The following is a 24,162-nucleotide window of genomic DNA, read 5'->3' on the forward strand; positions in this document are numbered from 1 at the left end:
TGCCTCACCGCCGCCGCCCGAACAGCGAGCCCGCGACGACGCCCAGCAGCACCAGGCCGGCGCCGACGGCGATGCCCTTGAGGAAGTCGTCGGGGGCGGATGCCTTCGCGGGAGCGGTGAAGACCGTGGTCCCGGGGGCTGCGGGGGTCTCGACACCGGCCGGCGCCGGCGCGCCGGACTGATCGAGCGCTGGGCCGGCGATCGCGGCGCCGACGTTGCCGAAGAACTCGCCGGCCATCCGCTTCGAGACGCTGGTGAGCATCCGCTGGCCCACGCCGCCGACCATCCCGCCGACCGTCGCGTCGGCGTCGTACGACACCTCGGTGCCGCCGTCGACCTCGGCGAACGAGACGGCGACCCGGGCGTCGACCGTGCCCGGCGCACCGGACCCCGACAGCGTCATCACCAGCGAGCGCTCCGGGACCAGGTCGGAGAGCGTGCAGGTGCCGGCGTAGGTGCCCTTGATCGCGGCCACGCCGGCGGTGACGGTCATGTCGTAGGCGTGCTCGTTCCCAGGGATCGGGGGGCGGGCCGCCAGCCGCTCGCAGCCGGGGATGGTGGCCACGAGCACGGCCGGGTCGAGCAGGGCGTCCCACACCTGGTTGATCGGCGCGGCGATGACGTTCGAACCCTGGATCCTCATGCGGTGTGCTCCTGGCTGGGGTGGGACTGGCGCAGGTGGAAGAGCTCGGACGGCGAGATGGGCATCGCGGTGATCGCCAGGCCCGGGATGGACAGCCTCTCGGCGTCCTCGATCGCGGCCGCGAACACTGCGGCCGACGGGATCACGCCCGCCTCCCCCGCGCCCTTGATGCCGAGCGGGTTCAGCGGTGACGGGGTCTCGAGGTGGTCGATGTCGATGCCGTCGGGGACCTCGGTGACGTACGGCATCAGGAAGTCCATGAAGGAGGCGTTCTGCAGCTGGCCGTTCTCGTCGTACGCCATCCGCTCGTAGAGCGCGCCGGCCACGCCCTGGGCGACGCCGCCGTGGATCTGGCCCTCGACGATCATCGGATTGATCAGCTTCCCGCAGTCGTGGACGACGGCGTACTTCAGGATGGTGATCTCCGCCGTCTCCGGGTCGGTCTCGACGATCACCGCGTGCATGCCGGAGGCGAACGTCGCCCGCTCGGGGCTGTAGAAGTCGCGGCCCTCGAGGCCCGGCTCCTCGTCCTCGGGCACCGGCGGCTTGCCCGGGTCGCCGACCGAGAACTGGGTCGCCGCCTTCGACGCCTCGTCGAAGGCGTAGCGCAGCGGGTTCGAGAGCACCGAGACCGTGCCCAGGTCGAGCGAGCTGCCCGGCGAGCCCTTCACCGAGACGACGCCGTCGACGATCTCCAGGTCCTCCTCGGACGCCTCGAGCGCCTCGGCGGCGATCTTCAGCACCTTCTCCTTGGCCCGCCTGGCGGCCAGGTGGATCGCCGAGCCGCTCATCACGGCGGCCCGCGAGGCGAAGGTGCCGACGGCGTACGGCATCCGCCGGGTGTCGCCGGTGACGACCTCGACGTCCTCCAGTCGGACCCCCAGCTCGTCGGCGACCAGCTGCGCGAACACGGTCGCGTGCCCCTGGCCCTGGGTGGTCAGGCCGGTGGCGACCTTGACCTTGCCGGTGGTCTCGATGTGCACGTGCGCGCCCTCGTAGGGGCCGACGCCGGTGCCCTCGACGTAGCAGGCCAGGCCGATGCCGACCCGCCGACCGACCGCGGCCATCTCCTTCTGGAACGCGGGGAACTCGTCCCAGCCGACCAGCGCCTTGATCTTCTCCAGCGAGGCCGGGTAGTCGCCGGAGTCGTACTCCAGCTCCCGCCCGTCCTGGAAGATCAGCCCCTGGTCGTAGGGGAACTCGTCGGGCTGGATGAAGTTCGTGGCCCGCACCTCCGCGCGGTCCTTGCCGAGGTACTCGGCGATCGCGTCCATGGTGCGCTCCATGACGAAGCAGCCCTGCGGCCGCCCGGCGCCGCGGTACGGCGTGACCATCACGGTGTTGGTGTAGACCGACTCGAAGACGACCCGGTAGACCTCGGGCTTGTACGGCCCGAGCAGCTGGGTCGAGGTGATGATCGGGACGATCAGGCCGTACGGCGTGTACGCGCCGTGGTCGTGCCAGAACGCCACGTCGAGCCCGAGCAGACGGCCGTCGTCGTCGAACCCGACCTCGACGTGGTGCACCTGGCCGCGCTCGTGGGCGCTGGAGATGAAGTGCTCGCGGCGGTCCTCGGTGAACTTCACCGTGCGGCCCAGCGCGCGGGCCGCCAGCGGGACGAGCAGCTCCTCGGGCCACGGGTGGTTGATCTTCACGCCGAAGCCGCCGCCCACGTCGGGGGTGATCACGTCGACCTGGCCGAGGTCGAGCTCCAGCTTCACCGCGACGACCGCGCGCACGCCGGTCGAGCTCTGGGTCGAGGTCCACACCTGCATCCGGTTGAGGTCGGGGTCCCAGCGGGCGACCGTGCCGCGGCCCTCCATCGGCGTGCAGGCGCTGCGCTCGACGGTGAGGTCGAGCTCGAGGCGGTGCGGCGCCTTCGCGATCGCCGCCTGCGCGTCGCCGGTCTGCTGCTCCATCCGGGCGCCGACGTTGCCCGGCACGTCCTCGTGGACCAGCCGGTCCGCGGCGCGGGCGGCGTCGATGCCGACGACGGGCGGCAGCACGTCGTACGTCACCCGGATGCGGTCGAGCGCGTCCTCGGCGACGTAGCGGTCCTCGGCGACCACGAACGCCACCGCCTCGCCGGCGTAGTTCACCTCGTCCTTGGCCAGGGCGTACTGCGTGCGGCCGTGAGTCAGGGCCGGGTGCGGGATCAGCAGCGGCAGCGGCTCGGCCATCGGACCGGTCAGGTCGTCGTGGGTCCAGACGGCGTGCACGCCCTCGAGGTCGAGCACCGCGTCGACGTCGATGTCGACGATCCGGGCGTGCGCGTGCGGGCTGCGCAGCACCGCCGCGTGCAGGGTCGCCGGGCCTACAGCCACGTCGTCGACGTAGCGCCCCTGTCCGCGCAGGAACCGCTGGTCCTCGACCCGCTGCACCCCCTGGCCCATCAGCTTCGTGGTCACGGCGTTTCCTCGTTGGTCGAGGAGCCCTCGCGAGGAACGAGCGAGGGCGTATCGAGACCCAGCTCGGCGGCTCGCTCCACGGCCCTGACGATGTTCTGGTAGCCGGTGCAGCGGCACAGGTTGCCGGCGACCATCTCGCGGCACTCCTCGTGCGTGGGGGTCGGGTTGGCCCGCAGCCCCGCGGTGATGGTGGTCAGGAAGCCCGGCGTGCAGAAGCCGCACTGCAGGCCGTGGCACTCCACGAACGCCTGCTGCACGTTGCTCAGGGTGCCGTCGGGACGGGCCAGCCCCTCGACGGTGGTGATCTCCTGGCCCTGCGCGGAGACCGCGAACATCAGGCAGGCGCGCACCGGGGCACCGTCGAGCAGCACCGTGCAGGCGCCGCACACGCCGTGCTCGCAGCCGACGTGGGTGCCGGTGAGGCCGAGGTCGTGGCGCAGCGCGTCCGAGAGCAGCCGCCGACCCGGCACCCGGACGTCGTACGACGCACCGTTCACACTCAGGCGTACGTCGTGCAGCTCCTCGCTCACGGTGCCCCCTCCCGGGATCGGAGCTCCGCGTCCCGGACCGCCGACCCGACCACCCGCTCGGTGAGCACCCGCACCAGCTGGGAGCGGTACGCCGCGGTCGCGTGGATGTCGCCGACGGGATCGAGCTCGGCCAGCGCGGCCGCGCCCCGCTCCCCGGCCGGGACGCCGCTCAGGTCGACGACCGTCGGCACGTCGCTGACCGACACGAACCCCGCCTTGACCGTCTCGCCGTCGGCCAGCGCCGCGACCCCGCACAGCGCGTAGTCGCCGTGCCGCCGCGCGATCTCCTCGAAGGCCACGCCGGCCCCGGCCGGAAGAGCCGGGAAGTCCGCCGACACCGCGATCTCGTCGGGGGCCAGCGACGACTCCAGCGGACCGAGGAACAGCTCGGCCGCGGCGATCGTGCGTCGGCCGCGCACCGAGGCCACCTCCACCGAGCCGCCGAGCAGGGTGAGCACGACCGGCATCTCGGCGGCCGCGTCCGCATGCACCAGCGAGCCCACCGTGGTGCCGCGGTTGCGGATCGTCGCGTGGGCGACGTGGGCCAGGGCCAGGCTGACGAGCGGCTGCGTGCGTCGTACCTCCGCCGAGGCGAGGACGTCGGCGTGCCGGGCCAGCGCCCCGATCCGGACCCCCCGGTCGTCGACCCGGATGCCGGCCAGCTCGGCCAGCCCGTTGATGTCGACCAGCGCGCTCGGCTGGGCCAGCCGCATCGACAGCAGCGGCACCAGGCTCTGGCCGCCGGCCAGCACCTTGGCGTGCGGGTCGGCGGCCAGCGTCGCGATCGCCTCGTCGAGGGTCGACGGGCGGTGGTACGCGAACGGTGCGGGCTTCACAGGTTCCGGGTCACCTCGCCCGCGGAGGCGTTCAGGTTGCGGGCCACCAGGTGGTAGTAGGCGATGACGACGATCGTGCCGAACGCGATGCCGGTGAGCGCGAAGTCGTCGGTGATCTCCAAGGTGACGTCGCCGACGCCGATGATGATGCCGGCGGCCAGACCGACCAGGTTGACGGGATTGGCGAAGTCGACCCGGTTGTCGACCCAGATCTTGGCGCCGACCAGGCCGATCATCCCGTAGAGGACGACGGTGATGCCGCCGAGGACGCCGCCCGGGGTCGCGTTCACGATGGCGCCGAACTTCGGGCACAGACCCAGCAGGATCGCCACGATGGCCGCCGCGTAGTAGGCGGCGGTCGAGTAGACCTTGGTCGCACCCATCACGCCGATGTTCTCGGCGTACGTCGTCGTCGGGCTGCCCCCGAACAGGCTGGCCAGGGCGGTCGCGGCACCGTCGGCGCCGAGGGCCCGGCCCATGTAGGGGTCCAGGTTCTCGCCGGTCATCTCGGCGACCGCCTTGACGTGGCCGGTGTTCTCGGCGATCAGCGCGATCACGCCCGGCAGCACGAGCAGGATGAAGGTCAGCGAGAAGCTCGGGCCGTGTACGACGTCCACGCCGTCGGCGAGGGTGCCGCTCGGCAGGCCGATCCAGTCGGCGGCCTGCACGCCCGCCCAGGTCACCCGGTCGTGCTCGGTGGCCTCGGTCGCACCGCCGAGCACCGAGGTGATCGGGCCGAAGACGCCGTCGAAGAGCCACGAGACCAGGTAGCCGAAGACCAGCGCCAGCAGCACGGCGATCCGCGACCAGAAGCCGGGGAGCAGCACCGCGGCGGCCACCATGAAGGTGGCGGTGAGCAGCGCGACCCACTGGTCCTGCGGCCAGTAGACGTCCGCGACCACCGGCGCCAGGTTGAAGCCGATGAGCATGACGACCGCGCCGGTGACGGCCGGCGGCAGGATCTTGTGGATCAGGCCCGCGCCGGCGAAGTGCACCAGCACGCCGACCGCCAGCAGCACCAGGCCGGCGACCAGGATCGCCCCGGTCACGTCCGCGGAGTCACCGTCCTGGCCCCGGATCGCGACGACGCCGCCCACGAACGACGCGCTGGTCCCGAGGTAGCTGGGCACCTTGTTGCTGCACACCAGCAGGAACATGATCGTGCAGATCCCGGAGAACATGATGGCGAGGTTGGGGTCGAGCCCCATCACCAGCGGGAAGACGAACGTCGCCCCGAACATCGCCACGACGTGCTGGGCGCCGAGGCCCGCCGTCTTCCCCCAGCTCAGCCGCTGGTGCGGCGCGACCGCCACCCCCGGAGCCGGGTCGACCTTCTCCCACGAGAACAACGACATGCCCGCACCTCCATCACCGGCGGCCCGCGGCCGCAGAGGAACCACAACGTAGTGATCCCCATGACACACCCTCGACGGCCACTCCTGCCGAAGGAACGCCGAATCCGCTGGCACCACTTGACCGCCGAGTCAGCAGAAGTGGTGGGCCGAGTCAGCACTACTGGTGCTGACTCGGCAAGCTCAGGAGGCAAGCTCAGGAGGCGATCTCCAGGACGCGGAGGGCGACGGCGACGTCGAGGCGCAGGTGCGGGTCGGAGGAGAGCGGGCCGAGGAGACGTTCGAGCTTGGCCACCCGGTAGCGCATCGTGTTGTAGTGGAAGAACTGCACGCGAGCGGCCTCGGCCACGTTGAAGTTCGTGTCCAGCAGCACCTGGAGGGTCTCGCGCAGGTCCGCGGCCTCGGTCGTGGCCAGGGCGAGCGGGCCGAGCACGTCGCGGGTGAAGGCCTCCAGCTCGCGGTCGTCGGTGATCAGCGCGATCAGCCGGTGCAGGCCGAGCTGGTCGAAGAAGGTCGTCGAGCCGCCGCCGTGCACCCGGCGCCCCACCTCGACCGCGCGCCGGGCCTGCGCGTAGGCGCCCGGCAGGTCCTCGAGATCGACGGCCACCCGACTCACCCCGACCGAGAACGGCCGGCGGCCACCGCCCTTGTCGCCGGCCACGGCCGTCACCACCCGTCGTACGACGGCCTCGCCGGCCACCGACTCCTCGGCGCCGGACGGGACCGGCAGCAGACTGACGACCTCGGAGGAGAAGTCGACGCAGGGGATGCCGGGGTCGACGCCGCGACCGACCTGCCGCCAGGCCGCCGCGAACCGCTCCTGCCACTGCCGGCGGACGGCGCGCGCGACCGGCGCCTCGTCCGGTCCGGGCGGGTCGATCTCGGCGGCGACCACGACGACCGGCCGGAGCAGGTCCCAGCCGAAGGTGTCGGCGTGCTCGGCGACGTACTCCTCCCCGCCGGCACGGCGCAGGAAGACGTCGCGCAGGAAGTCGCCCTGGTACTTGTTCTCGACCGCGGAGACGGCCTGCTCGCGGATGATGACCAGGGCCGCCACGGCCGCCGCCCGCTCGAGCGCGTGCACGTCGTCGGAGGAGATCGGCGCGCCCGGCCGGACGCAGACGAGCCGGGCCAGGTCGGTGCCGGCCGCCGCGACCCGCAGCGTGCGCACCTCGCCGTCCCCCACCACCGCTCCGTGGCCCCCGATCCGCTCGACCCGGACCCGGCCGGTCGGGTCGACGAGATCGTGGTCGGCGAGCTGGGTGCGCTGCGCCTCGGAGAGCGCACCGGCACGCTCGCGGCCGTCGGTCGAGGTCACCAGGACGCCCACGTCGAGCACCCGCGCCACCTCGGCCGCGATCCCCCGCAGGTCGCCACCCTCGAGGGCGATCTGGGTGAGGCCGGTGTGCAGCGCGTCGACCCGGGCCAGCGCCTCGGCGGCGCCACCGTCACCGGTGCCTATCAACATCTGCGCCCTCCTCGGGAGATCGTTGGCACATCCTCACATCGGTCAACCCTAGAATGACCCGCTAGCGTCTGTCAGCGTGAGGCCCCACCGCCCGCTCCCGGCCCAGCACCGGGCCCCCCTTCCGGTCAGCGCACCGCCGCGCGTCCACGAGCGGCTCCGGGCCGCGCCGGACGGCCCGGTCACCGTGCTCCACCGAGGTCCGCACGCCGTGTACGTCGACCTGCACGGCTGGTGCACCGGCGTCGTCGACGCGCAGGCCGCCCAGGTGCCGTGCGCCCTGCGCGCCGCGGCCGGCGTGCTCGCCGAGCTCCCGGCGCGGACCGCGGAGGTCCGCGACGGCGTGCTCCACCTCGACGGTCGGCCGCTGGTCGTGGGCCGGTTCGTCCGGGTCGGCGTCCCCGCACTGGCGCTCACCGCCGACCGGCCGGCACCGCTGGGGGTCGAGGAGGTGCGCAGCCTGGTCGGCGCCGGCGACGGGCTCACGCCGTACGGCGACGACCAGCTCTGCGGCTGGCTGGCCGTGCACCGGGCCGCCGGCGTCGCGACCCCCGAGGTCGACGCGGCGGTGCGGGCGATGGCGTACCGCACCACGCTGCTCTCCGCCACCCTGCTCGACTGCGCCCTGCACGGGGAGGCACTGCCCGAGTTCGGGGACTGGCTGCGGGTCGTCGGCACCCCTGCCGAGCGAGGCCGGGCCGCGGCGCTGGCGGCGATCGGACACACCTCCGGCCGCGGTCTGCTCACCGGGGGCCGGCGTGCCCTCGCCGGACTCGCACGGCGCAGCGGAAGCGCGGCATGAGGACCCACGTCGAGCTCCGTCCCGGCGCGTACGCCGACTCCGTCGCCCTGCTCCAGGTCAGCCGCAGCGTCCAGCAGGTCGAGGGCGTGCTCGCGGCCCAGGTCGCGATGGCGACCGCACTGAACCTCGAGGTGCTCGCCGGCATGGGCTTCGACGTGCCCGCCGAGGCCACCACCAACGACCTCGTCGTCGCGCTGCGCGTCGCGGACGACGCCGCCGTCGAACGCGCCCTGGCCGCGGTCGCCGAGGCGCTGGCCGCGACGAGCCGCCGACCGACCGGCGGTGGCGAGGTGGCACCCCACCGCACCACGGCCACCGCGCTGCGCGACGCCCCCGGCGGGCTGGTCCTGGTCTCCGTCGCCGGCCAGCACGCCCTCGTCGAGGCGATGGACGCCCTCGACGCGGGCAGCGACGTGATGGTCTTCAGCGACAACGTCCCGCTCGAGCACGAGATCGCCCTGAAGCGCACCGCCGCCGAGCGCGGGCTGCTGGTGCTGGGCCCCGACTGCGGGACGGCCGTCGTCGACGGGGTCGGTCTCGGCTTCGCCAACGTGGTCCGCCCCGGACCGGTCGGCCTGGTCGCCGCGTCCGGCACCGGCTGCCAGCAGCTCCTCGCGCTGCTCGACCACGCCGGCGTCGGCGTCTCCTCCGCGCTCGGCGTCGGCGGCCGTGACCTGTCCACCGAGGTCGGCGGCCGGTCCACCACCGAGGCCCTGCGCCGGCTCGACCTCGACCCGTCGGTCGAGCTCGTCGTCCTCGTCTCCAAGCCCCCGGCCCCCGAGGTCGCCGCCACCGTGCAGGAGTACGCCGACCGCCTCGGCACGCCGGTCGAGCTCGCGCTCCTGGGTGCCGGCCGCCCCGACCTGACCGCGGCCGCCGAGGCGGTGCTGCGCCGGCTCGGCCACGCCGTCCCCACCTGGCCGGTCACCGGGAGCACCGGTCCGGCCACCCGCGGTCGGCGGCTGCACGGGCTCTTCGTCGGCGGCACGCTCTGCCAGGAGGCCAGGCTGATCGCGGAGGAGCGGCTCGGCACCGACCACCCGTTCACCGACTTCGGCGACGACGCCTACACCGCCGGCCGGGCCCATCCGATGATCGACCCGACGCTGCGCCTGGAGCACCTCGCCCGGGTCGCCGCCGACCCGGACACGGCGGTGCTCCTGCTCGACGTCGTGCTGGGCCACGGCGCGGAGCCGGACCCGGCCGCGCTCCTCGCGCCGGCCATCACCGGGCTCGATGTCCCCGTCGTCGTCAGCCTGGTCGGCACCGCCGCCGACCCGCAGGACCTGGCCCGCCAGGCCGACGCGCTCGCCGGCGCCGGTGCCGAGGTGCACCTGTCCAACGCCGGCGCGGCCCGGCGCGCGGTGGCCCTCGTCGAGCAGCGCCTGGAGGCCCTGTCATGACCAGCACCGTCGTGACCAGCACCAGCACCGTCGTCTCCGTCGGCACCGACCTGCTCGCCGATGCCCTCGCCGGTCAGGCGGTCGAGGTCCAGCGCGTCGACTGGCGCCCGCCGATGCCCGGCACGGAGTCCGATCTGGCCACCGTCGCCGCGGACCCGCTGCGCCACGACGCCAACCGGCGCGCCCTCGACGCCATGCTCGGTGTGACCGCCCGGCTGGTCGACGTCGCCCCGGCTGCCGAGGTGCTCGGCCTGCAGCGCGGCGAGTTCCTGCACGCCGGCCCGCCGATCACCTGGGACCGCGCGTCCGGCCCGCTGCGCGGCGGGCTGATGGCCGGTGCCGCGCTCGAGGGGCTCGTCGACGACCCGGAGGACGCCGTCGCGCTCTTCGAGTCCGGCTCCTCGGTGAGCCTGGAGCCGTGCCACCACCGCGCCACAGTCGGGCCGATGGCCGGGGTGGTCACCCCGGGCATGTGGATGTTCGTGCTCGAGGATCCGGCGAGCGGGCGTCGTACCCACTGCTCGCTCAACGAGGGCCTCGGCAAGGTGCTCCGGTACGGCGCCTACTCCCCCGAGGTGCTCACCCGGCTGCGCTGGATGGGCGACGTGCTGGGCCCGCTGCTGCAGGCCGCCGTGCGCGCCAGCGAGCCCGTCGACGTGACCGGCATCCTCACCCAGATGCTGCAGATGGGCGACGAGGCCCACAACCGCAACCGCGCCGGGACCCTGATGCTGCTGCGCGACCTCGCCCCGGCGATGGTCCTCAGCAGTCACGAGGCCGGCGCGGCCACCGCCGACGTCGCCGAGGCGATCCGGTTCGTCGGCGCCAACGACCACTTCTTCCTCAACCTGGCGATGCCGGCCTGCAAGCTCGCGCTGGACGCCGCCCGCGGCATCGAGGGCTCGACGATGGTCGTGGCGATGGCCCGCAACGGCACCGACTTCGGCATCCAGGTCGCGGGCACCGGCGACGAGTGGTTCACCGGTCCGGCCCAGGTCGCCGACGGGCTCTACCTGGGCGACTACGGACCCGACGACGCCAACCCCGACATCGGCGACTCCGCGATCACCGAGACCGCCGGCATCGGCGGCTTCGCGATGGCCACCGCCCCCGCGATCGTGCGCCTGGTCGGCGGCAGCGTCCCGGACGCGCTCGCGACCACCCGCCGGATGCACGAGATCACCCTCGGCGAGAACCCGCGCTGGTCGGTGCCGGTGCTCGACTTCCAGGGCACCCCGACCGGCATCGACGTCACCCGGGTCTGCCGCACCGGCATCCTGCCGCAGATCAACACCGGCATGGCCGGCAAGGTCGCCGGCACCGGTCAGGTCGGTGCCGGCCTGGTGACCCCGCCGGCCGAGATCTTCCCGAAGGCGCTGGCGCGACTGGCCGAGCTGGCCCGGGGCCGGGGCTGAGTACGCACACTCAGGCCGGTCGAGTAGGCCGCCGCTGACGCCGGCACCGGACCGGGTGGCTGGATGGGGGCATGCCCTTCTACGACCCGACGCGGTGCCCCGACTGCGGGGCCGACCTGCCCGCCGTCCCCAGCCGGTGCGACGCCTGCGACCTGCCGCTGACCGGCCAGACCGCCGTCCAGCTGCAGAGCGTGCTGCGGTACGCCGACCAGCTGCTGGGCCAGCTCCGCCGGCCGGCCCCGTCCGCGATCGCGCCGTACCCCGCCCCAGCGCCGCGCGAGCGCGAGCGCCGCGGTCCGCGCACCACCTCGGTGCCGGCCGTGCTGCTCGGCCTCGGGGCGCTCTGCCTGCTCGTCGCGGCACTGATCTTCCTGGCCGTCGCCTGGTCCTGGCTCGGCGTGGGAGGTCGTACGACGGTCCTGCTCGGCCTGACCGCGGGCAGCGCGGCGGCGGGGCTGGTGCTCGGCGGGCGCGGCCTGCGGGCGGCCGGGGAGGCGCTCACCGTCGTCGCACTGGGCCTGGTCCTGCTCGACGTCGCCGGCGCGGGCCGGGCGGGCTGGCTCGGCACCCATCCCGACGGCGTCCCGCTCGCGGTGTACGGCGGGGCGCTGGCCGTCGCCGGTCTCGCGCTCCTCACCCACCCGTCGCGGCTGATCGTCCCGCAGTTGGCCGCGGCCACCGGCGTGGGCGTCCTGCTCGCCGGGCTGGGCGAGCAGACCGACCGGCTCCGGCTGCTGGCGTTCGTCGGCGTGCTCGCGTTCGCCGCACTGGCGTGGACCGGCCGGGCGCTGCGGGCGGCGGCCCTCCGGTGGCTCGCGCTCGCCGGCGCGGGCGTCAGCTGGCTGGTGCTGGCCGGCACCTCGGCGGCGCACGCGCTCGAGGATCCGACCCTGGCCGGCCAGTGGGCGGACGGCCGGGTGGCCGGCCTGCTCGCCGCCGCGGCGCTGCTCCTGCTTCCGGCGGCCTTCCGCCCGCTCCGGCCCGTGGCCCTCGAGCCGTGCCTGGCGCTGGCCGCTGCCGCGGTCACCGGTGCGCTCGCGGTGCCGGTCGTCGACGAGACCGCCACGGTCCTGGTCCTGGTCGCCTCCGCCGTGGTCGTCGCCTGGTCGGGCGTGCTCCTCCTGCTGCTGGGCTCCCGCTGGTCCCTGGTCGCGCAGGTGCCGCTGCTGATCGCGTGCGTCCCCGTGGCGGGAGCCACGATCACGCTCGGCCTGCTCGCCCTGTCCCGCACGCTCGACATCGGGACGCCGTACTCCGCGACCGCCGATGTCCGATTGGCCGCGCGGCTCGACCAGCCGCACCCGCTGGTGCTGCCTATCGCAGCTCTCACCATCGCCGTCGCCATCGCGAGCCTGGTGCCGCGCGCCCACCGGCGGACCGCAGCGGCCCGAGCCGCCGGACCACTCGGCCTCGCCGGCCTCGGCGGCGTGGCGCTGTTCGCCGCTCCCCTGGCTGCGGTCGTGCTGCCGCTGTCCGCGGCCGGCGCGGCCGTGCTGCTCGTCCGCCGGGTCCGCACCGGCCTCCTGGGGCTGGTCGCCGTCGCGGCCGCCGGAGCCGCGGTGCCCCTCGCCCTGCCGAGCGCCGGTCTCACGACCGCGACCGCGGTGGTGCTGAGCGTCGTCGCCGCCTCCGTTGCCCTCCGCGGGCCGGCCGAGGTCCGGCTGCTCGGCGGCGCCGCGCTGCCGCTCGCGCTCGCCACCGCCGCCTGGGCCGGCGGGGAGGTCGCCGGGCTCGACCCGTCGTACCGCTCCCTGCTGGTGCTGGCGCTGGTCGCGGCGCTCGCGCTGCCCCGCCCGCGGCCGGAGGTCGAGCTCGCGGCGGTCGTGGCGGCGGTGGCCGCTGCGCTTGCCGGGATCGACGACAGCACCCCGCTGGCGGTGCACCTGACCCTCGCCGGCGCCCTGCTCACGATCCACTCCCTGCTGCACCGCGACCGCCGGCCGCTGGCCTGGCCGGGCGGGCTGCTGCTCGCGGCCGCGACCTGGGTACGGCTCGCCGAGATCGGCGTCGAGGCGCCCGAGGCCTACACGCTGCCGAGCGCCGTCGCGCTCGTGCTGGTCGGTCTGTACCGGCTCACCCGCGACGGTCGCGCCGGCACCGCGACCGCGCTGCTGCCCGGCCTGGTGCTCGCCACCGTCCCGAGCCTGCTGTGGGTGCTCGCCGACCCGCTCACGCCGCGCGCGGTGCTGCTCGGCGCCGGCTGCCTGACCCTGGTGCTGCTCGGCGCCCGGCTGGGCTGGAGCGCTCCCCTGCTGGTCGGCGGCACCGTCGGTGCGCTCGTCGTGCTGCGCGAGTCCGCGCCGTACCTCGCCGAGACCCCGCAGTGGATCCTCATCGGCACCGCCGGAGCCCTGCTCACGGTCGTGGGCGTCACCTGGGAGCGCCGCTCCGTCGAGCTGCACCGGGCGGGGGCGTACGTCGGCCGGCTGCGGTGAGCCGGCATGCCGAAGGCCCCGGTGCCGAGCACCGGGGCCTGGGGTGTGACTGCTGCGGCTACTTCAGCCAGCCGTGACGCTGGACGAACGGGACCTTGGCCCAGAGACCGCCGAGACCGAGGGTCCGGCCGGCGTCGGTCAGCGCGAGCATCGCGAGCAGACCGGCGTAGACGAGGTGGTCGTCCATGAAGGGGTTGTTCTCCGGCCAGAGCGCGGCGGCCCACATCAGGACCATCATCAGCGCCCCCGAGACGGCCGCGACCCGGATGCCGACGCCGGTGATCAGCGCCAGACCGATGCCGGCGAGGCCGACCATGAACAGCCAGTCGACGGCGGCGTAGCCGGCCAGCGAGTTGAAAGCGTCCGCGAAGGGGCCCTTGGTCGCGAAGCTCAGGAAGCCCTCGGTGGGGCTGCCGCCGTTGAGCCAGGACGAGTCCCGCTCGGTGGCGAAGCCGAGGCCGAAGAGCTTGTCCAGGAAGGCCCAGAGGAAGACCCAGCCGAGGGCGATCCGCAGGCCGGCACCGACGTAGCGGGCGGCACGCGCGGGGCGGGTCTCGGGGGCGATCAGCTCGGGGTGGACGAAGTTCGGGTCGGGCAGGGTCGCGGCCCCGCCCTCGTGACGTCCTCGGTGGGTGAGGTGGATGTTCGACATGGTGTGACCTCCTGCTCCGGTGGTGACGTTCTCTGACACCACCACTCTCGCCGCGCGCGCCGCTCCCGGTCAGTGCCGGACGTCGCGCGGGTGGAGGACCTAGGTCCCGAAGCCGGTCAGGCCTGCTGCGGCGGCAGCCAGAAGGCGGCCTTGATGTCGACGCTCCCCGAGGGCCGCAGCGGGGTGCCCTCCTCGAGATAGGTCTGGCGCGCCTCGTCGAGATGGCTCGGCGGCAGCGACCCGTCGGCGCGCACCACCCGCCACCACGGCACCCCGCCGCCGTGGGTCGCCATCACGTTGCCGACCCGGCGCGGGCCGTACCGGCCGAGCGCGTCCGCGATGGCGCCGTACGTCGTGACCCGGCCGCGCGGCACCTGCTCGACGATCGCGAGCACCGCCTCGACGTACTCCTCGGGATGCCTCACGCCCCGAACGCTAGCGGCCGGCTCCGGGCAGCGTGCTGCCCCGACGACGCGAACGACCCGCCCGCGGATGCGGACGGGTCGTTCGGGACGGGCGGTGCCCGGAGGCTCCGTGCGTCAGTACGTCGGCTGCGACGGGTCGATCTGGTTGACCCAGGCCACCACGCCACCGCCGACGTGGACGGCGTCGGCGTACCCGGCGCCCTTCACGATGGCGAGCGTCTCGGCCGAGCGGACGCCGGACTTGCAGTGCATGACGACCTGCTTGTCCGCGGGCAGCTTCTCCAGCGCGGAGCCGTTGAGGAACTCGCCCTTGGGGATCAGGACCGAGCCGGGGATCTTGTTGATCTCGTACTCGTTGGGCTCGCGCACGTCGACGAGCACGAAGTCGCGGGTGCCCTCCTCGCGCTCCTTCAGCATGTGCTCCAGGGTGGTGACCGAGATCGTCGAGCCGGCGGCCGCGTCGGCCGCCTCGTCGGAGATCGCGCCGCAGAAGGCGTCGTAGTCGATCAGGCCGGTGACGGTGGGGTTCTCGCCGCACAGCGCGCAGTTGGGGTCCTTGCGGACCTTCAGCTTGCGCCACTCCAGCTCGAGGGCGTCGTAGATGACCAGCTTGCCGATGGCCGGGTCGCCGATGCCGGTCAGGACCTTGATGGCCTCGTTGACCTGGATCGAGCCGATCGCGGCGCACAGGACGCCGAGCACGCCGCCCTCGGCGCAGCTCGGGACCATGCCCGGCGGCGGGGGCTCGGGGTAGAGGCAGCGGTAGCACGGCGCGTCCGGGGCCATGCTGGGCGCGAAGACCGAGGCCTGGCCGTCGAAGCGGTAGATCGAGCCCCACACGTAGGGGATCCCCAGGAAGTACGCCGCGTCGTTGACCATGTAGCGGGTCGCGAAGTTGTCGGTGCCGTCGACGATCAGGTCGTAGCCCCTGAACACGTCCATGACGTTGTCGTTGTCGAGGCGCTGCTCGTGCAGGATCACCTCGACGTACGGGTTCGCCTCGGCGATCGACTCCTTGGCCGACTGGGCCTTGGACTTCCCGATGTCGGACTGGCCGTGGATGATCTGGCGCTGCAGGTTGGACTCGTCGACCTCGTCGAACTCCGCGATGCCGAGCGTGTGGACCCCGGCGGCGGCCAGGTAGAGCAGGGCCGGGCTGCCGAGGCCACCGGCCCCGATCACCAGCACCTTGGCGTTCTTGAGCCGCTTCTGCCCGCTCATCCCGACGTCGGGAATGATCAGGTGGCGGCTGTAGCGACGCACCTCGTCGATGGTCAGCTCGTCTGCGGGCTCCACCAGGGGCGGGAAGGACACGGCTCTCTCCTCGTGTTGCGTTGGTCGTCGAACGCTCGGGCAACACCGGGCGGCCCGTCCGTGTTCCCTCCCATGTTCCCCGCGGCGCCGCGCCTCGCCGTACCGCGTCCCGTCATCCGGACTCGACGTACCTGCGGGTAGGGTTCTGCGCTGCAGGACACACGTCAGGAGCACAGGTGAGCGCAGGGCAGTACGACGTCGAGGGGACCCGCCCCCGGGGTGGCCGGATGCCGCGGCGCGAGCGCCGCGCCCAGCTGCTCGAGTCGGCGCTCGGCGTGTTCGTCGCCCAGGGCTACCACGCGGCGGCGATGGACGACATCGCCGAGCGGGCCGGTGTCTCCAAGCCGGTGCTCTACCAGCACTTCCCGGGCAAGCTCGACCTCTACCTCGCCCTGCTCGACGTCTCCTGCGACCAGATCATCGACAACTGCCGCCAGGCGCTGGAGTCCACCCAGGACAACAAGCAGCGGGTGGCGGCGGCCATCGACGTCTTCTTCGCCTACGTCGCCGAGGACACCGGCGCGTTCCGCCTGGTCTTCGAGTCCGACCTGACCAACGAGCCGGCGGTGCGCACGCACGTCGAGCGGGTCACCACCGAGTGCGCCACGCTGATCGCGGAGGTCATCCACGACGACACCGGGCTGCCCGACGAGGCGTCCCGCCTGCTCGCGGTGTCCCTGGTGGGAATGGCCCAGGTCTCGGCGCGGTTCTGGCTGACCGAGGCGGGCGGCATCAGCCGCCCCGACGCGGCCGCGCTCGTCGCGGGGCTGGCCTGGCGCGGCATCCGGGGCTACCCGAAGACCGACGAGCACTGAGCCGCGACAACCCCCGAGCCACCTGCACCACCCACCGAACGAACCCCGAACCGAAGGAGTACCCGTGGAGGTCAAGATCGGCGTCCAGCACTCGCCGCGCGAGCTGGTCGTGGACACTGCTGAGTCCGCCGAGAGCGTCGAGAAGCTGCTCGCGGACGCCGTGGCGGCCGGTGGCGTCTTCGTCCTGACCGACACCAAGGGCCGCAAGACCATCGTCCCCGCGGTCGGGATCTCGTACGTCGAGATCGGCGGCGGCGTCTCCGGCCAGGTCGGCTTCCGCAGCTAGCACCGAACCGACCCCGATGCTCGTCAGCGACCTGTTGTGGGCCCTCCTGGGTGGCGCGGGCATCGGGATCCTCGGCAAGTGGCTCGCCCCGCCCGGGCGGGACGAGGTGCCGCTGTGGGTCACCGTGCTCTGCGGAGTCGGCGGCGTCTTCGTCGGCAACGCGATCTACATCAGCGTCTGGACGCCCACCACCCCCGGCTTCGACTGGTGGCGACACGTCTGGCAGGTCGGCGTCGCCGCCGTGCTGGTCACCGCCGCGGCGGCCGCCTCCGGCCGCCGGCGGGACCGCTAGCGCGGGTCAGCTGGTACGACGGCCCGCTCAGCTGTCGAGGCCGAGCTCGGTCATCCGGTCGGTGTGCCGCTCGGTGAGCCGGGCGAACATCCGGCCGATCGCCGCCAGGTCGAGCCCGGGCCGGTCCACCCCGCCGGCCAACAGCGACGACAGCGCGTCGCGGTCGGCCGCGACCCGCTGGGCCTGGATCAGGGCCTCCCCCATCAGTCGCCGGCCCCACAGCGCCAGCCGGCCGCCGAGGCGGTGGTCGGCCACGATCGCGGCGCGGACCCGGTCGACGACGAACGCGGCGTGCCCGGTGTCCTCCAGAGAGGCCACCACCAGGTCGCGCGTGGCGCTGTCGAGGTAGGCGGCGATCTCGCGGTAGAAGTCGTTGGCGAGCCCGTCGCCGACGTACGCCTTGATCAGGCCCTCGAACCAGTCCGAGGGGGCCGTGTGCTCGTGGAACAGGTCGATCGCCTCGCGGAACGGCTTCATCGCCGCGAACGGGTCCGCGCCGAGCTCGGTGATCCGCGCATGGACCGCGGCGACCTTCGTGAACTCCCTGCTGGCCATCGTCGCGATGGCCACCTTGTCCTCGAGCGTCGGCGCGAGCTTGGCGTCCTCGGCCAGCCGCTCGAACGCCGAGATCTCGCCGTACGCGATGACGCCGAGCAGGTCGACGACGGCCTCGCGGTAGACCGGGTCCTGGAAGGCCAGGGGCGTTCCGTCGTCGAGGGAGCCCTCGGGCGTGTCGGCTGTCGATGGGGCCACCCACGCACCCTACCGATAGACTGGTCCGCAAGAGGGCGCGCCCGCCCGTGGTCATCACGACCTAAAGCGAGCCGCCCCGGTATGTGCGCGGCAGACCGCACCTGAGTCCGCCGCTTCCGACTTCTCCCTCGGTCGATCCCGGCTGACTCCAGAAAGCGACAAGATCCTGACCACGTTCCGAGAGCTCGGGGTTATCCCCGAGATTTGCGATGCCCTGGACCGCCACGGCATCACGACCCCCTTCGCCATCCAGGAGATGACCCTCTCCGTCGCCCTGATGGGCACCGACCTGATCGGCCAGGCCCGCACCGGCACCGGTAAGACCCTCGCGTTCGGCATCCCGGTGCTGCAGCGCAGCGTCTCGCCGACCGACCCGGCGTACGCCGACCTGCCGCAGGGCAAGCCGCAGGCCCTCATCGTCGCCCCGACCCGCGAGCTCGCGCTCCAGGTCTCCAGCGACCTCTCCATCGCCAGCAAGGACACCGGTCTCCGGGTCCTGACCGTCTACGGCGGCGTCGGCTACGACACGCAGCTGGAGACGCTGGAGTCCGGCGTCGACATCGTCGTCGGCACGCCGGGCCGGCTGATCGACCTCGCGAACCGTCGCGCCCTCGACCTGTCCCACGTGCACGCGCTGGTGCTCGACGAGGCCGACGAGATGCTCGACCTGGGCTTCCTGCCCGACGTCGAGCGGATCCTGCGGATGACGCCCGAGACCCGCCAGACGATGCTGTTCTCGGCCACCATGCCGTCGGCGATCGTGGCGCTGGCCCGCATCCACATGCGGCACCCGATGAACATCCGCGCCGAGTCGTCGTACGACACCTCGATGGTGCCGGCGACCGCGCAGTTCATCTACCAGGCCCACGACCTCGACAAGCCGGAGATCATCGGCCGGATCCTGCAGGCCGAGGACGCCGAGAAGATCATCGTCTTCACCCGCACCAAGCGGCAGTCGCAGCGGATCGCCGACGACCTGGCCGAGCGCGGCTTCAGCGCCAGTCCCCTGCACGGCGACATGGCCCAGGTGGCGCGCGAGAAGGCCCTGACGAAGTTCCGCGAGGACAAGATCCGGGTCCTGGTCGCGACCGACGTCGCGGCGCGCGGCATCGACGTCCGCGGGGTCTCGCACGTCATCAACTACACCTGCCCCGAGGACGACAAGACCTACGTCCACCGGATCGGCCGCACCGGCCGCGCCGGCGCGTCGGGCATCGCGATCACCTTCGTCGACTGGGCGGACCTGCACCGCTGGAAGATGATCAACAAGACCCTCGACCTGCCCTTCGACGAGCCGCAGGAGACGTACTCCACCTCCGAGCACCTCTTCCACGACCAGGGCATCCCGCCCGGCACCAAGGGCCGCATCGTCGACCCGGCGCCGGTCGAGCGCAAGCCGCGCGAGGACCGCGAGCGGCGGGACGGCGATCGTGCCGCGCGCTCCGGCAACCGCAACCGGACGCGCACCCGCAGCGGCGACAAGGTCGCCTCCGAAGGCTCGGCCCCCGCCGCAGCCGCCTCCGAGACCGCTCCGCCCGCCGAGGGTGGCGAGCGCCCCGCCGGTGCGAGCCGCAACCGGCGCCGCCGCCGATCCTCCGGTGGTGGCGGCTCCGACGCCGCTCCGGCCCCCGCGGACGCCTGAGCCTGACGATCGACCCGGAGCCCCCGGCGTACCTGGTACGCCGGGGGCTCCGTCGTCGTCGGCCGGCTCGCACTCGACGCCGGAGCGCACGTCGTACGCCCGGGGCTCCGGCCTACGCCGTCACGACGACCGTGGTGCCGAGCGGCGCGAACTCCCACAGGGCGATCGCGTCCGCGCGGCGCTGCCGGACGCAGCCGTGGGACTGCGGGGTGCCGAGCTGGGCGACGGTCTGCACCTGCTTGCCCTCGTCGACGGGGATGTCGTGGAAGCCGATGGCGGCGCCGGTGTCCCCGCGGGTGAACCGCACGAAGTACTTCATCGTCCCGGAGTCGTCGATGCCGACGGCGTCCTCGGAGCGCGAGTAGACGTCGTACGTGCCGGGGTCCAGGTTGTCGGAGAGGCTGCCGGAGACCGGATAGGTACGACGCACCTGCTCGCCCTCCTCGACCAGCCACACCCGCTGCCTGCTCTCGCTGAAGACGATGCGGCGACCGCTGCCGGAGTCCGCCGGCAGGGTGGTGTCGGCGGCGGGGTCGACCACGACCGGAGCGACCGGCTCGGCCTGCGGGGTCGGCTCCGCCGCGCTCGCCCGGTCCGCGGCGACCTCGGCCGCCGCGGGCTGCTGGTCGGCCTGCTTGTCCTGCACGATCGCGGCCGAGGGGCCGCCGGAGCCCGACAGGGCGGCGGGCAGCGCGCCGGTGCCGCCGAGCACCGCGACGGCGGTGACCGCCAGCGAGGCTCCCAGCACCGAGATCCGGCCGTAGCGGGGCCGGACCGAGGTCGCCTTGTGCCGGCTCACTTCTTCTTCGCCCGCCGGGTCGGCTTGCGCTGGGAACGGACGACCAGGTTGGCGGCGACCTCCCGGTAGGCGGCCGCGCCCTTGCTCGACCGGCTGGTGGCGAGGATCGACCGGCCGGCGGCGGGGGCCTCGGCGAACTTGATCGTCTTCGGGATCGGGGGCTCGACGACCTCGAGGTCGTAGGTCTCCGAGATCGTCTCCAGCACGGTGCGGGAGTGGTTGGTGCGGCCGTCGTACAGGGTCGGGAGCACGCCCCAGACCTCGAGCTTCTTGTTGGTGAAGCGGCGTACGTCGTGGACGGTGTCGAGCAGCTGGCCGACCCCGCGGTGGGACAGCGTCTCGCACTGCAGCGGCACCAGGACGCCGGTGGCGGCGGTCAGGGCGGCGACGGTCAGCACGCCGAGCGAGGGCGGGCAGTCCAGGAGGATCCAGTCGTACTCGTCGTCCAGGTCCTCGATGGCGGTCTTGATGACGTGCTCGCGGCCGGTGCGGGTGAGCAGGTCGGCCTCGGCGCGGGCCAGCTCGATGGTGGCCGGGAGCAGGTCGACGCCGTCCTCGGTCTGGAGGATCACGTCACCGGGCTCGACGCCCTTGGTGAGCACGTGGTGGACCGACAGCTCGAGGTCCTCGGGGTCGACGCCCAGGGAGAACGTCAGGCACGCCTGCGGATCCAGGTCGACGAGCAGCACCGAGTGGCCCAGCTCGGCGAGCGCAGCGCCGATCGAGGCCACCGAGGTGGTCTTCGCGACGCCGCCCTTCTGGTTGGCGACTGCCAGTGTCGTCGTCATCGGGTCCATCATGCCCGACGGAGGGCACGCCTCGGGGACGCACTGCTTGACTGGTCCGCATGTCCTCCAGCACTCGCTCCCGCACCTCCCCCGGGACTGCCCTCGTCACCGGTCCGACCGCCGGCATCGGGCGATCCTTCGCCGAGCAGCTCGCCCGCCGCGGGCACGACCTGGTCCTGGTCGCCCGCGACACCCGTCGTCTCGAGGAGGTCGCGGCCGGGCTGCGGTCGTCGTACGGCGTGAGCGTCGAGGTGCTGACGGCCGACCTGGGCGACCGCGCCGCGCTGGCGACGGTCGAGGCCCGGCTGCGCGATCCGGAGCGGCCCGTCGAGCTGCTGGTCAACAACGCGGGCTTCGGGCTCAAGCACCGTTTCCTCCACAACGACGCCGACGCCGAGACCGCGATGCTGGACCTGCTCGTGACCGCCGTGCTGCGGCTGACCCACGCCGCGCTCGGCCCGATGAGCGAGCGGGGTCACGGCGGCGTCATCAACGTCTCGAGCGTGGCGGCCTTCCTGCCCCGCGGCACCTACTCCGCGGCGAAGGCCTGGGTGAACAGCTTCAGCGAGTGGGCGGCCAACGAGTACCGCGACCAGGGCATCACCGTCATGTCGCTGTGCCCGGGGTTCACCAGGACCGAGTTCCACCAGCGGATGGACGTCAGCCGTGGCTCGGCGCCCGACTTCCTGTGGCTCGAGGCCGACGACCTGGTCGCGCGGGCGCTGGCCGACTTCGACAAGGGCCGGGTCTACTCGATCCCCGGCGCGCAGTACAAGGTCATCGCGGCCGCCGCCCGGCTGGTGCCGAGCTCGCTGCTCCAGCGGTTCCAGGCGCTCGGGCGGAAGTAGGACGATCCCGTCCACGCCGACGGTCTCGACCCGCCGGTCGCGGGGCCCGTGTCGAGGACGCTCAGCCCCGGATGATCTCCGGGGTCGCCCGGCCCGCGGCGGACGCCGCGTCGGCGGCCAGCTCGAGGAGGCGCGCGTACTGGTCGGGGGCGGTGGTGTTCACGCCCAGCTCGTGGTCGTTCTTGCCCGCACCGTGGTGGTCGCTGGAGCCGGTGACGACGAGGCCGAGGTTGTTCGCGATGGCGCGCAGCTCGGCCCGGGCCTGCGGGTCGTGGTCCTGGTGGTCGACCTCCAGGCCCGACAGCCCGGCGTCCTGGAAGCCGGCCAGGTCGGCCTCGGACAACCGGTGCAGGCTGCGCCCCCACGGGTGGGCGATGACGCTGACGCCGCCCGCTGCGGCGACGTGGCGGATCGTGTCGAGCAGCGGAGTGGCGTACCGGTCCACGTTGGCCGGCCGCCCGGCCCCGAGGAAGCGGTCGAACGCCTCGGTCCGGTCGGCCACCACACCCAGGGTCACCAGGGCGTCGGCGACGTGCGGCCGGCCGGTCGCCGCGGTGCCCCGGGCGGCCCGTCGTACGTCGTCCGCGCCGATGTCGATGCCCAGCGCGCGCAACCGGTCGAGCATCATCGGGACCCGGGCGCGGCGGCCGTCGAGCACGGACGAGAGCTCGTCCAGGAGCGGGGCGTACGTCGGGTCCGGCAGGTAGGCCAGCAGGTGCACGCCGCGGCGGCCGTGCTTGGTGCTGATCTCCATCCCCCGGACCAGCTCGATGCCGCACTCGTCGGCGGCCTCGGCCGCCTCGGCCCAGCCCGCGGAGGTGTCGTGGTCGGTGATCGCCAGCACGTCGAGACCGGCCGCGGCCGCCGCGTGCACCAGCTCGCGCGGGGTCTGGGTGCCATCGCTCGCCCGGGAGTGGGTGTGGAGGTCGATGCGCACCCGCCCAGGGTAGTGAGAACGCCAGCCCGGCGCCGATTCCGCAGCCCTGCTGTGGGCCGTCTCACCAGCTGCTCACCACCTGCTCACCAGGGCGGGCGGGGCCCCCCGAACGGCAGGGCGAGCAGCGGCGGACCCAGGCCCGAGACGTCGCGCAGGATCCACTCGTCCTGCAGCAGCAGCATCGCGGAGGCGGGCCGGAGCACGATCCACAGCCACCGGCCGGCCGCCTCGCCCGCGACCACCGAGCGATCCCACTCACCCAGGCTGCGACTGGTCGACACCGACCACAGCCGCACGGCCTGGCTGCCGATCCGGACCTGGACGACGGGCGGGCCCGCGACGATGTCGGCCCCGGGGTCGTCGTGGACGGTGCCGGCGACCCGCGCGCCCAGGCCGGTGCCGGCCTCCTCGGTCACGACCAGCAGGTCGACCGGACCGTCCGGCTCGCTGGTGCCGGAGCAGCAGGTCATCGTCGCCCGCGGCCGCTCCGGCCCGCCCACGGCCGCGAAGTCGGTGATGCTCCAGCCCGGGCTCAGCGGCCAGGGCAGGTACGACGGGAGGCCGTCCGCACGCCTCAGGTGCTCGGTGAACAGCTCGTACGACGACTCCGCGGGGTGCCACAGCGGCGCGACCTCCCCGTGCTCGGGACACGCGACCAAGCCGTCCGCGTCGAGGGGGGCGACCGGCGTGGGGCAGCGGGGACAACCGGGGTCGGGCATGGAGACCACCGTGCGGATCGGGCCGCGGCTCGTCAAGAGTTCCAGCGCAGCACGACCGGTTGGCCGCGCTCCTCCCCCAGCACCGAGACGGTCGCGGTGTCGAGCCGGAGCAGCCGCCCCTCACTGACCGGCAGCTCCAGCCACCGGGCGGCGAGCGCCCGCAGCGAGTGCCCGTGGGCGAAGACCAGCGTCGCCCCGTCGACGGCCCGCGCGCGGGCCACGACCCGGTCCAGGCGCTCGCCGACCTGCGCGGCCGACTCGCCTCCCGGCACCGGGTCGGTCCAGATCGACCACCCCGGCACCCGCTCGCGGATCTCGGCGGAGGTGATCCCCTCGTAGTCGCCGTACGCCCACTCGACGAGGTCGTCGTCGACCTCCGCGTCGGCGTACCCCGCCAGCTCGGCGGTACGCCGGGCCCGCTGCCGTGGACTGGTCAGCACCAGCCCGAAGTCGACGCCGGCCAGCTTCGCGGGCAGCTCACGAGCAACCTGCTCACCCTCCGGAAGCAGCGGCAGGTCGGTGATCGAGGTGTGCCGGCCGTCCCGGCTCCACTCGGTCTGTCCGTGCCGGACCAGCCACAGCTCGTCACCCATACCGGACACT

General features: G+C 73.5%; 24 protein-coding genes. 9 read left to right on the forward strand and 15 right to left on the reverse strand.

Annotated elements, in window-relative coordinates; translation table 11 throughout:
* Positions 1–4: 4 nt before the first annotated feature.
* The 6 genes from MUB56_RS23710 to MUB56_RS23735 form a co-directional block, all read right to left on the reverse strand.
* The gene (locus tag MUB56_RS23710; protein ID WP_244929470.1) at positions 5–643 is read right to left on the reverse strand and encodes a carbon monoxide dehydrogenase subunit G; all 639 of its coding nucleotides are present in this window, start codon (positions 641–643) and stop codon (positions 5–7) included.
* On the reverse strand, positions 640–3,051 hold the full coding sequence (gene cutA / locus MUB56_RS23715; RefSeq protein WP_244929471.1) for an aerobic carbon-monoxide dehydrogenase large subunit: 2,412 nt from the start codon (positions 3,049–3,051) through the stop codon (positions 640–642). Before cutA ends, MUB56_RS23710 begins: the two co-directional genes overlap by 4 nt.
* On the reverse strand, positions 3,048–3,581 hold the full coding sequence (locus MUB56_RS23720) for a (2Fe-2S)-binding protein (RefSeq protein ID WP_244929472.1): 534 nt from the start codon (positions 3,579–3,581) through the stop codon (positions 3,048–3,050). The genes cutA and MUB56_RS23720 overlap by 4 nt, the downstream gene beginning before the upstream one ends.
* Complete coding sequence (locus MUB56_RS23725) at positions 3,578–4,417, reverse strand: FAD binding domain-containing protein (RefSeq protein ID WP_244929473.1); 840 nt, start codon at positions 4,415–4,417, stop codon at positions 3,578–3,580. The genes MUB56_RS23720 and MUB56_RS23725 overlap by 4 nt, the downstream gene beginning before the upstream one ends.
* Positions 4,414–5,772 carry a solute carrier family 23 protein gene (locus MUB56_RS23730; RefSeq protein WP_244929474.1) on the reverse strand — a complete coding sequence of 453 codons (1,359 nt, stop codon included), beginning with the start codon at positions 5,770–5,772 and terminating at the stop codon, positions 4,414–4,416. Before MUB56_RS23730 ends, MUB56_RS23725 begins: the two co-directional genes overlap by 4 nt.
* Positions 5,773–5,965: 193 nt before the next feature.
* Entirely contained in the window at positions 5,966–7,237 is a 1,272-nt protein-coding gene (locus tag MUB56_RS23735) for a helix-turn-helix domain-containing protein (protein ID WP_244929475.1), read from the reverse strand.
* Between the two features lie 76 nt (positions 7,238–7,313).
* On the opposite strand from MUB56_RS23735, the gene MUB56_RS23740 reads away from it, so the two are divergent.
* From MUB56_RS23740 to MUB56_RS23755, 4 genes are all read left to right on the forward strand, one after another.
* Positions 7,314–8,036, forward strand: a complete 723-nt coding sequence (locus tag MUB56_RS23740; protein ID WP_244929476.1) for a DUF2877 domain-containing protein — start codon at positions 7,314–7,316, stop codon at positions 8,034–8,036.
* On the forward strand, positions 8,033–9,439 hold the full coding sequence (locus MUB56_RS23745) for an FdrA family protein (RefSeq protein ID WP_244929477.1): 1,407 nt from the start codon (positions 8,033–8,035) through the stop codon (positions 9,437–9,439). Before MUB56_RS23740 ends, MUB56_RS23745 begins: the two co-directional genes overlap by 4 nt.
* Positions 9,436–10,854 (forward strand): DUF1116 domain-containing protein, encoded by a 1,419-nt coding sequence (locus MUB56_RS23750; protein WP_244929478.1) that lies wholly within the window; start codon positions 9,436–9,438, stop codon positions 10,852–10,854. The genes MUB56_RS23745 and MUB56_RS23750 overlap by 4 nt, the downstream gene beginning before the upstream one ends.
* 71 nt (positions 10,855–10,925) lie before the next feature.
* Positions 10,926–13,289 carry a hypothetical protein gene (locus MUB56_RS23755; protein WP_244929479.1) on the forward strand — a complete coding sequence of 788 codons (2,364 nt, stop codon included), beginning with the start codon at positions 10,926–10,928 and terminating at the stop codon, positions 13,287–13,289.
* A 58-nt stretch (positions 13,290–13,347) separates the two neighbouring features.
* On the opposite strand, the gene MUB56_RS23760 is transcribed toward MUB56_RS23755, so the two are convergent.
* From MUB56_RS23760 to moeZ, 3 genes are all read right to left on the reverse strand, one after another.
* Entirely contained in the window at positions 13,348–13,941 is a 594-nt protein-coding gene (locus tag MUB56_RS23760; RefSeq protein WP_244929480.1) for a DoxX family protein, read from the reverse strand.
* Between the two features lie 116 nt (positions 13,942–14,057).
* On the reverse strand, positions 14,058–14,366 hold the full coding sequence (locus MUB56_RS23765) for an MGMT family protein (protein WP_244929481.1): 309 nt from the start codon (positions 14,364–14,366) through the stop codon (positions 14,058–14,060).
* A gap of 114 nt (positions 14,367–14,480) precedes the next feature.
* Complete coding sequence (moeZ, locus tag MUB56_RS23770; RefSeq protein WP_244929482.1) at positions 14,481–15,680, reverse strand: adenylyltransferase/sulfurtransferase MoeZ; 1,200 nt, start codon at positions 15,678–15,680, stop codon at positions 14,481–14,483.
* A 227-nt stretch (positions 15,681–15,907) separates the two neighbouring features.
* Here moeZ and MUB56_RS23775 point away from each other — a divergent pair, with 227 nt between their 5' ends.
* From MUB56_RS23775 to MUB56_RS23785, 3 genes are all read left to right on the forward strand, one after another.
* Positions 15,908–16,495, forward strand: a complete 588-nt coding sequence (locus MUB56_RS23775; RefSeq protein ID WP_348536733.1) for a TetR/AcrR family transcriptional regulator — start codon at positions 15,908–15,910, stop codon at positions 16,493–16,495.
* Positions 16,496–16,559: 64 nt separating this feature from the next.
* Positions 16,560–16,781 (forward strand): DUF3107 domain-containing protein, encoded by a 222-nt coding sequence (locus MUB56_RS23780; RefSeq protein WP_244929484.1) that lies wholly within the window; start codon positions 16,560–16,562, stop codon positions 16,779–16,781.
* Between the two features lie 16 nt (positions 16,782–16,797).
* Positions 16,798–17,073 carry a hypothetical protein gene (locus tag MUB56_RS23785; RefSeq protein ID WP_244929485.1) on the forward strand — a complete coding sequence of 92 codons (276 nt, stop codon included), beginning with the start codon at positions 16,798–16,800 and terminating at the stop codon, positions 17,071–17,073.
* A gap of 27 nt (positions 17,074–17,100) precedes the next feature.
* Here MUB56_RS23785 and MUB56_RS23790 read toward each other — a convergent pair whose 3' ends face one another.
* Complete coding sequence (locus MUB56_RS23790) at positions 17,101–17,826, reverse strand: ferritin-like fold-containing protein (RefSeq protein ID WP_244929486.1); 726 nt, start codon at positions 17,824–17,826, stop codon at positions 17,101–17,103.
* A 256-nt stretch (positions 17,827–18,082) separates the two neighbouring features.
* On the opposite strand from MUB56_RS23790, the gene MUB56_RS23795 reads away from it, so the two are divergent.
* A complete protein-coding gene (locus MUB56_RS23795) occupies positions 18,083–19,468 on the forward strand; it encodes a DEAD/DEAH box helicase (protein ID WP_244929487.1) in 1,386 nt (461 codons plus the stop codon).
* Between the two features lie 112 nt (positions 19,469–19,580).
* Here the strand turns inward: MUB56_RS23795 and MUB56_RS23800 are convergent, their stop codons facing one another.
* Both MUB56_RS23800 and MUB56_RS23805 read right to left on the reverse strand, forming a co-directional pair.
* The gene (locus tag MUB56_RS23800; protein WP_244929488.1) at positions 19,581–20,267 is read right to left on the reverse strand and encodes a L,D-transpeptidase; all 687 of its coding nucleotides are present in this window, start codon (positions 20,265–20,267) and stop codon (positions 19,581–19,583) included.
* A complete protein-coding gene (locus tag MUB56_RS23805; protein WP_244929489.1) occupies positions 20,264–21,055 on the reverse strand; it encodes a ParA family protein in 792 nt (263 codons plus the stop codon). The genes MUB56_RS23800 and MUB56_RS23805 overlap by 4 nt, the downstream gene beginning before the upstream one ends.
* Positions 21,056–21,114: 59 nt before the next feature.
* Here MUB56_RS23805 and MUB56_RS23810 point away from each other — a divergent pair, with 59 nt between their 5' ends.
* The gene (locus MUB56_RS23810; RefSeq protein ID WP_244929490.1) at positions 21,115–21,903 is read left to right on the forward strand and encodes an SDR family oxidoreductase; all 789 of its coding nucleotides are present in this window, start codon (positions 21,115–21,117) and stop codon (positions 21,901–21,903) included.
* A 61-nt stretch (positions 21,904–21,964) separates the two neighbouring features.
* Here MUB56_RS23810 and MUB56_RS23815 read toward each other — a convergent pair whose 3' ends face one another.
* From MUB56_RS23815 to MUB56_RS23825, 3 genes are all read right to left on the reverse strand, one after another.
* Entirely contained in the window at positions 21,965–22,840 is an 876-nt protein-coding gene (locus MUB56_RS23815; RefSeq protein ID WP_244929491.1) for a PHP domain-containing protein, read from the reverse strand.
* 83 nt (positions 22,841–22,923) lie between these two features.
* Positions 22,924–23,559: a DUF6758 family protein gene (locus tag MUB56_RS23820; protein ID WP_244929492.1), complete on the reverse strand. Its 636-nt coding sequence runs from the start codon at positions 23,557–23,559 to the stop codon at positions 22,924–22,926.
* A gap of 32 nt (positions 23,560–23,591) precedes the next feature.
* Positions 23,592–24,152, reverse strand: coding sequence for a histidine phosphatase family protein (locus MUB56_RS23825; RefSeq protein ID WP_244929493.1), 561 nt, complete (start codon positions 24,150–24,152; stop codon positions 23,592–23,594).
* Between the last annotated feature and the right edge of the window lie 10 nt (positions 24,153–24,162).

This window comes from Nocardioides sp. W7, assembly GCF_022919075.1.
Lineage (GTDB): Bacteria > Actinomycetota > Actinomycetes > Propionibacteriales > Nocardioidaceae > Nocardioides.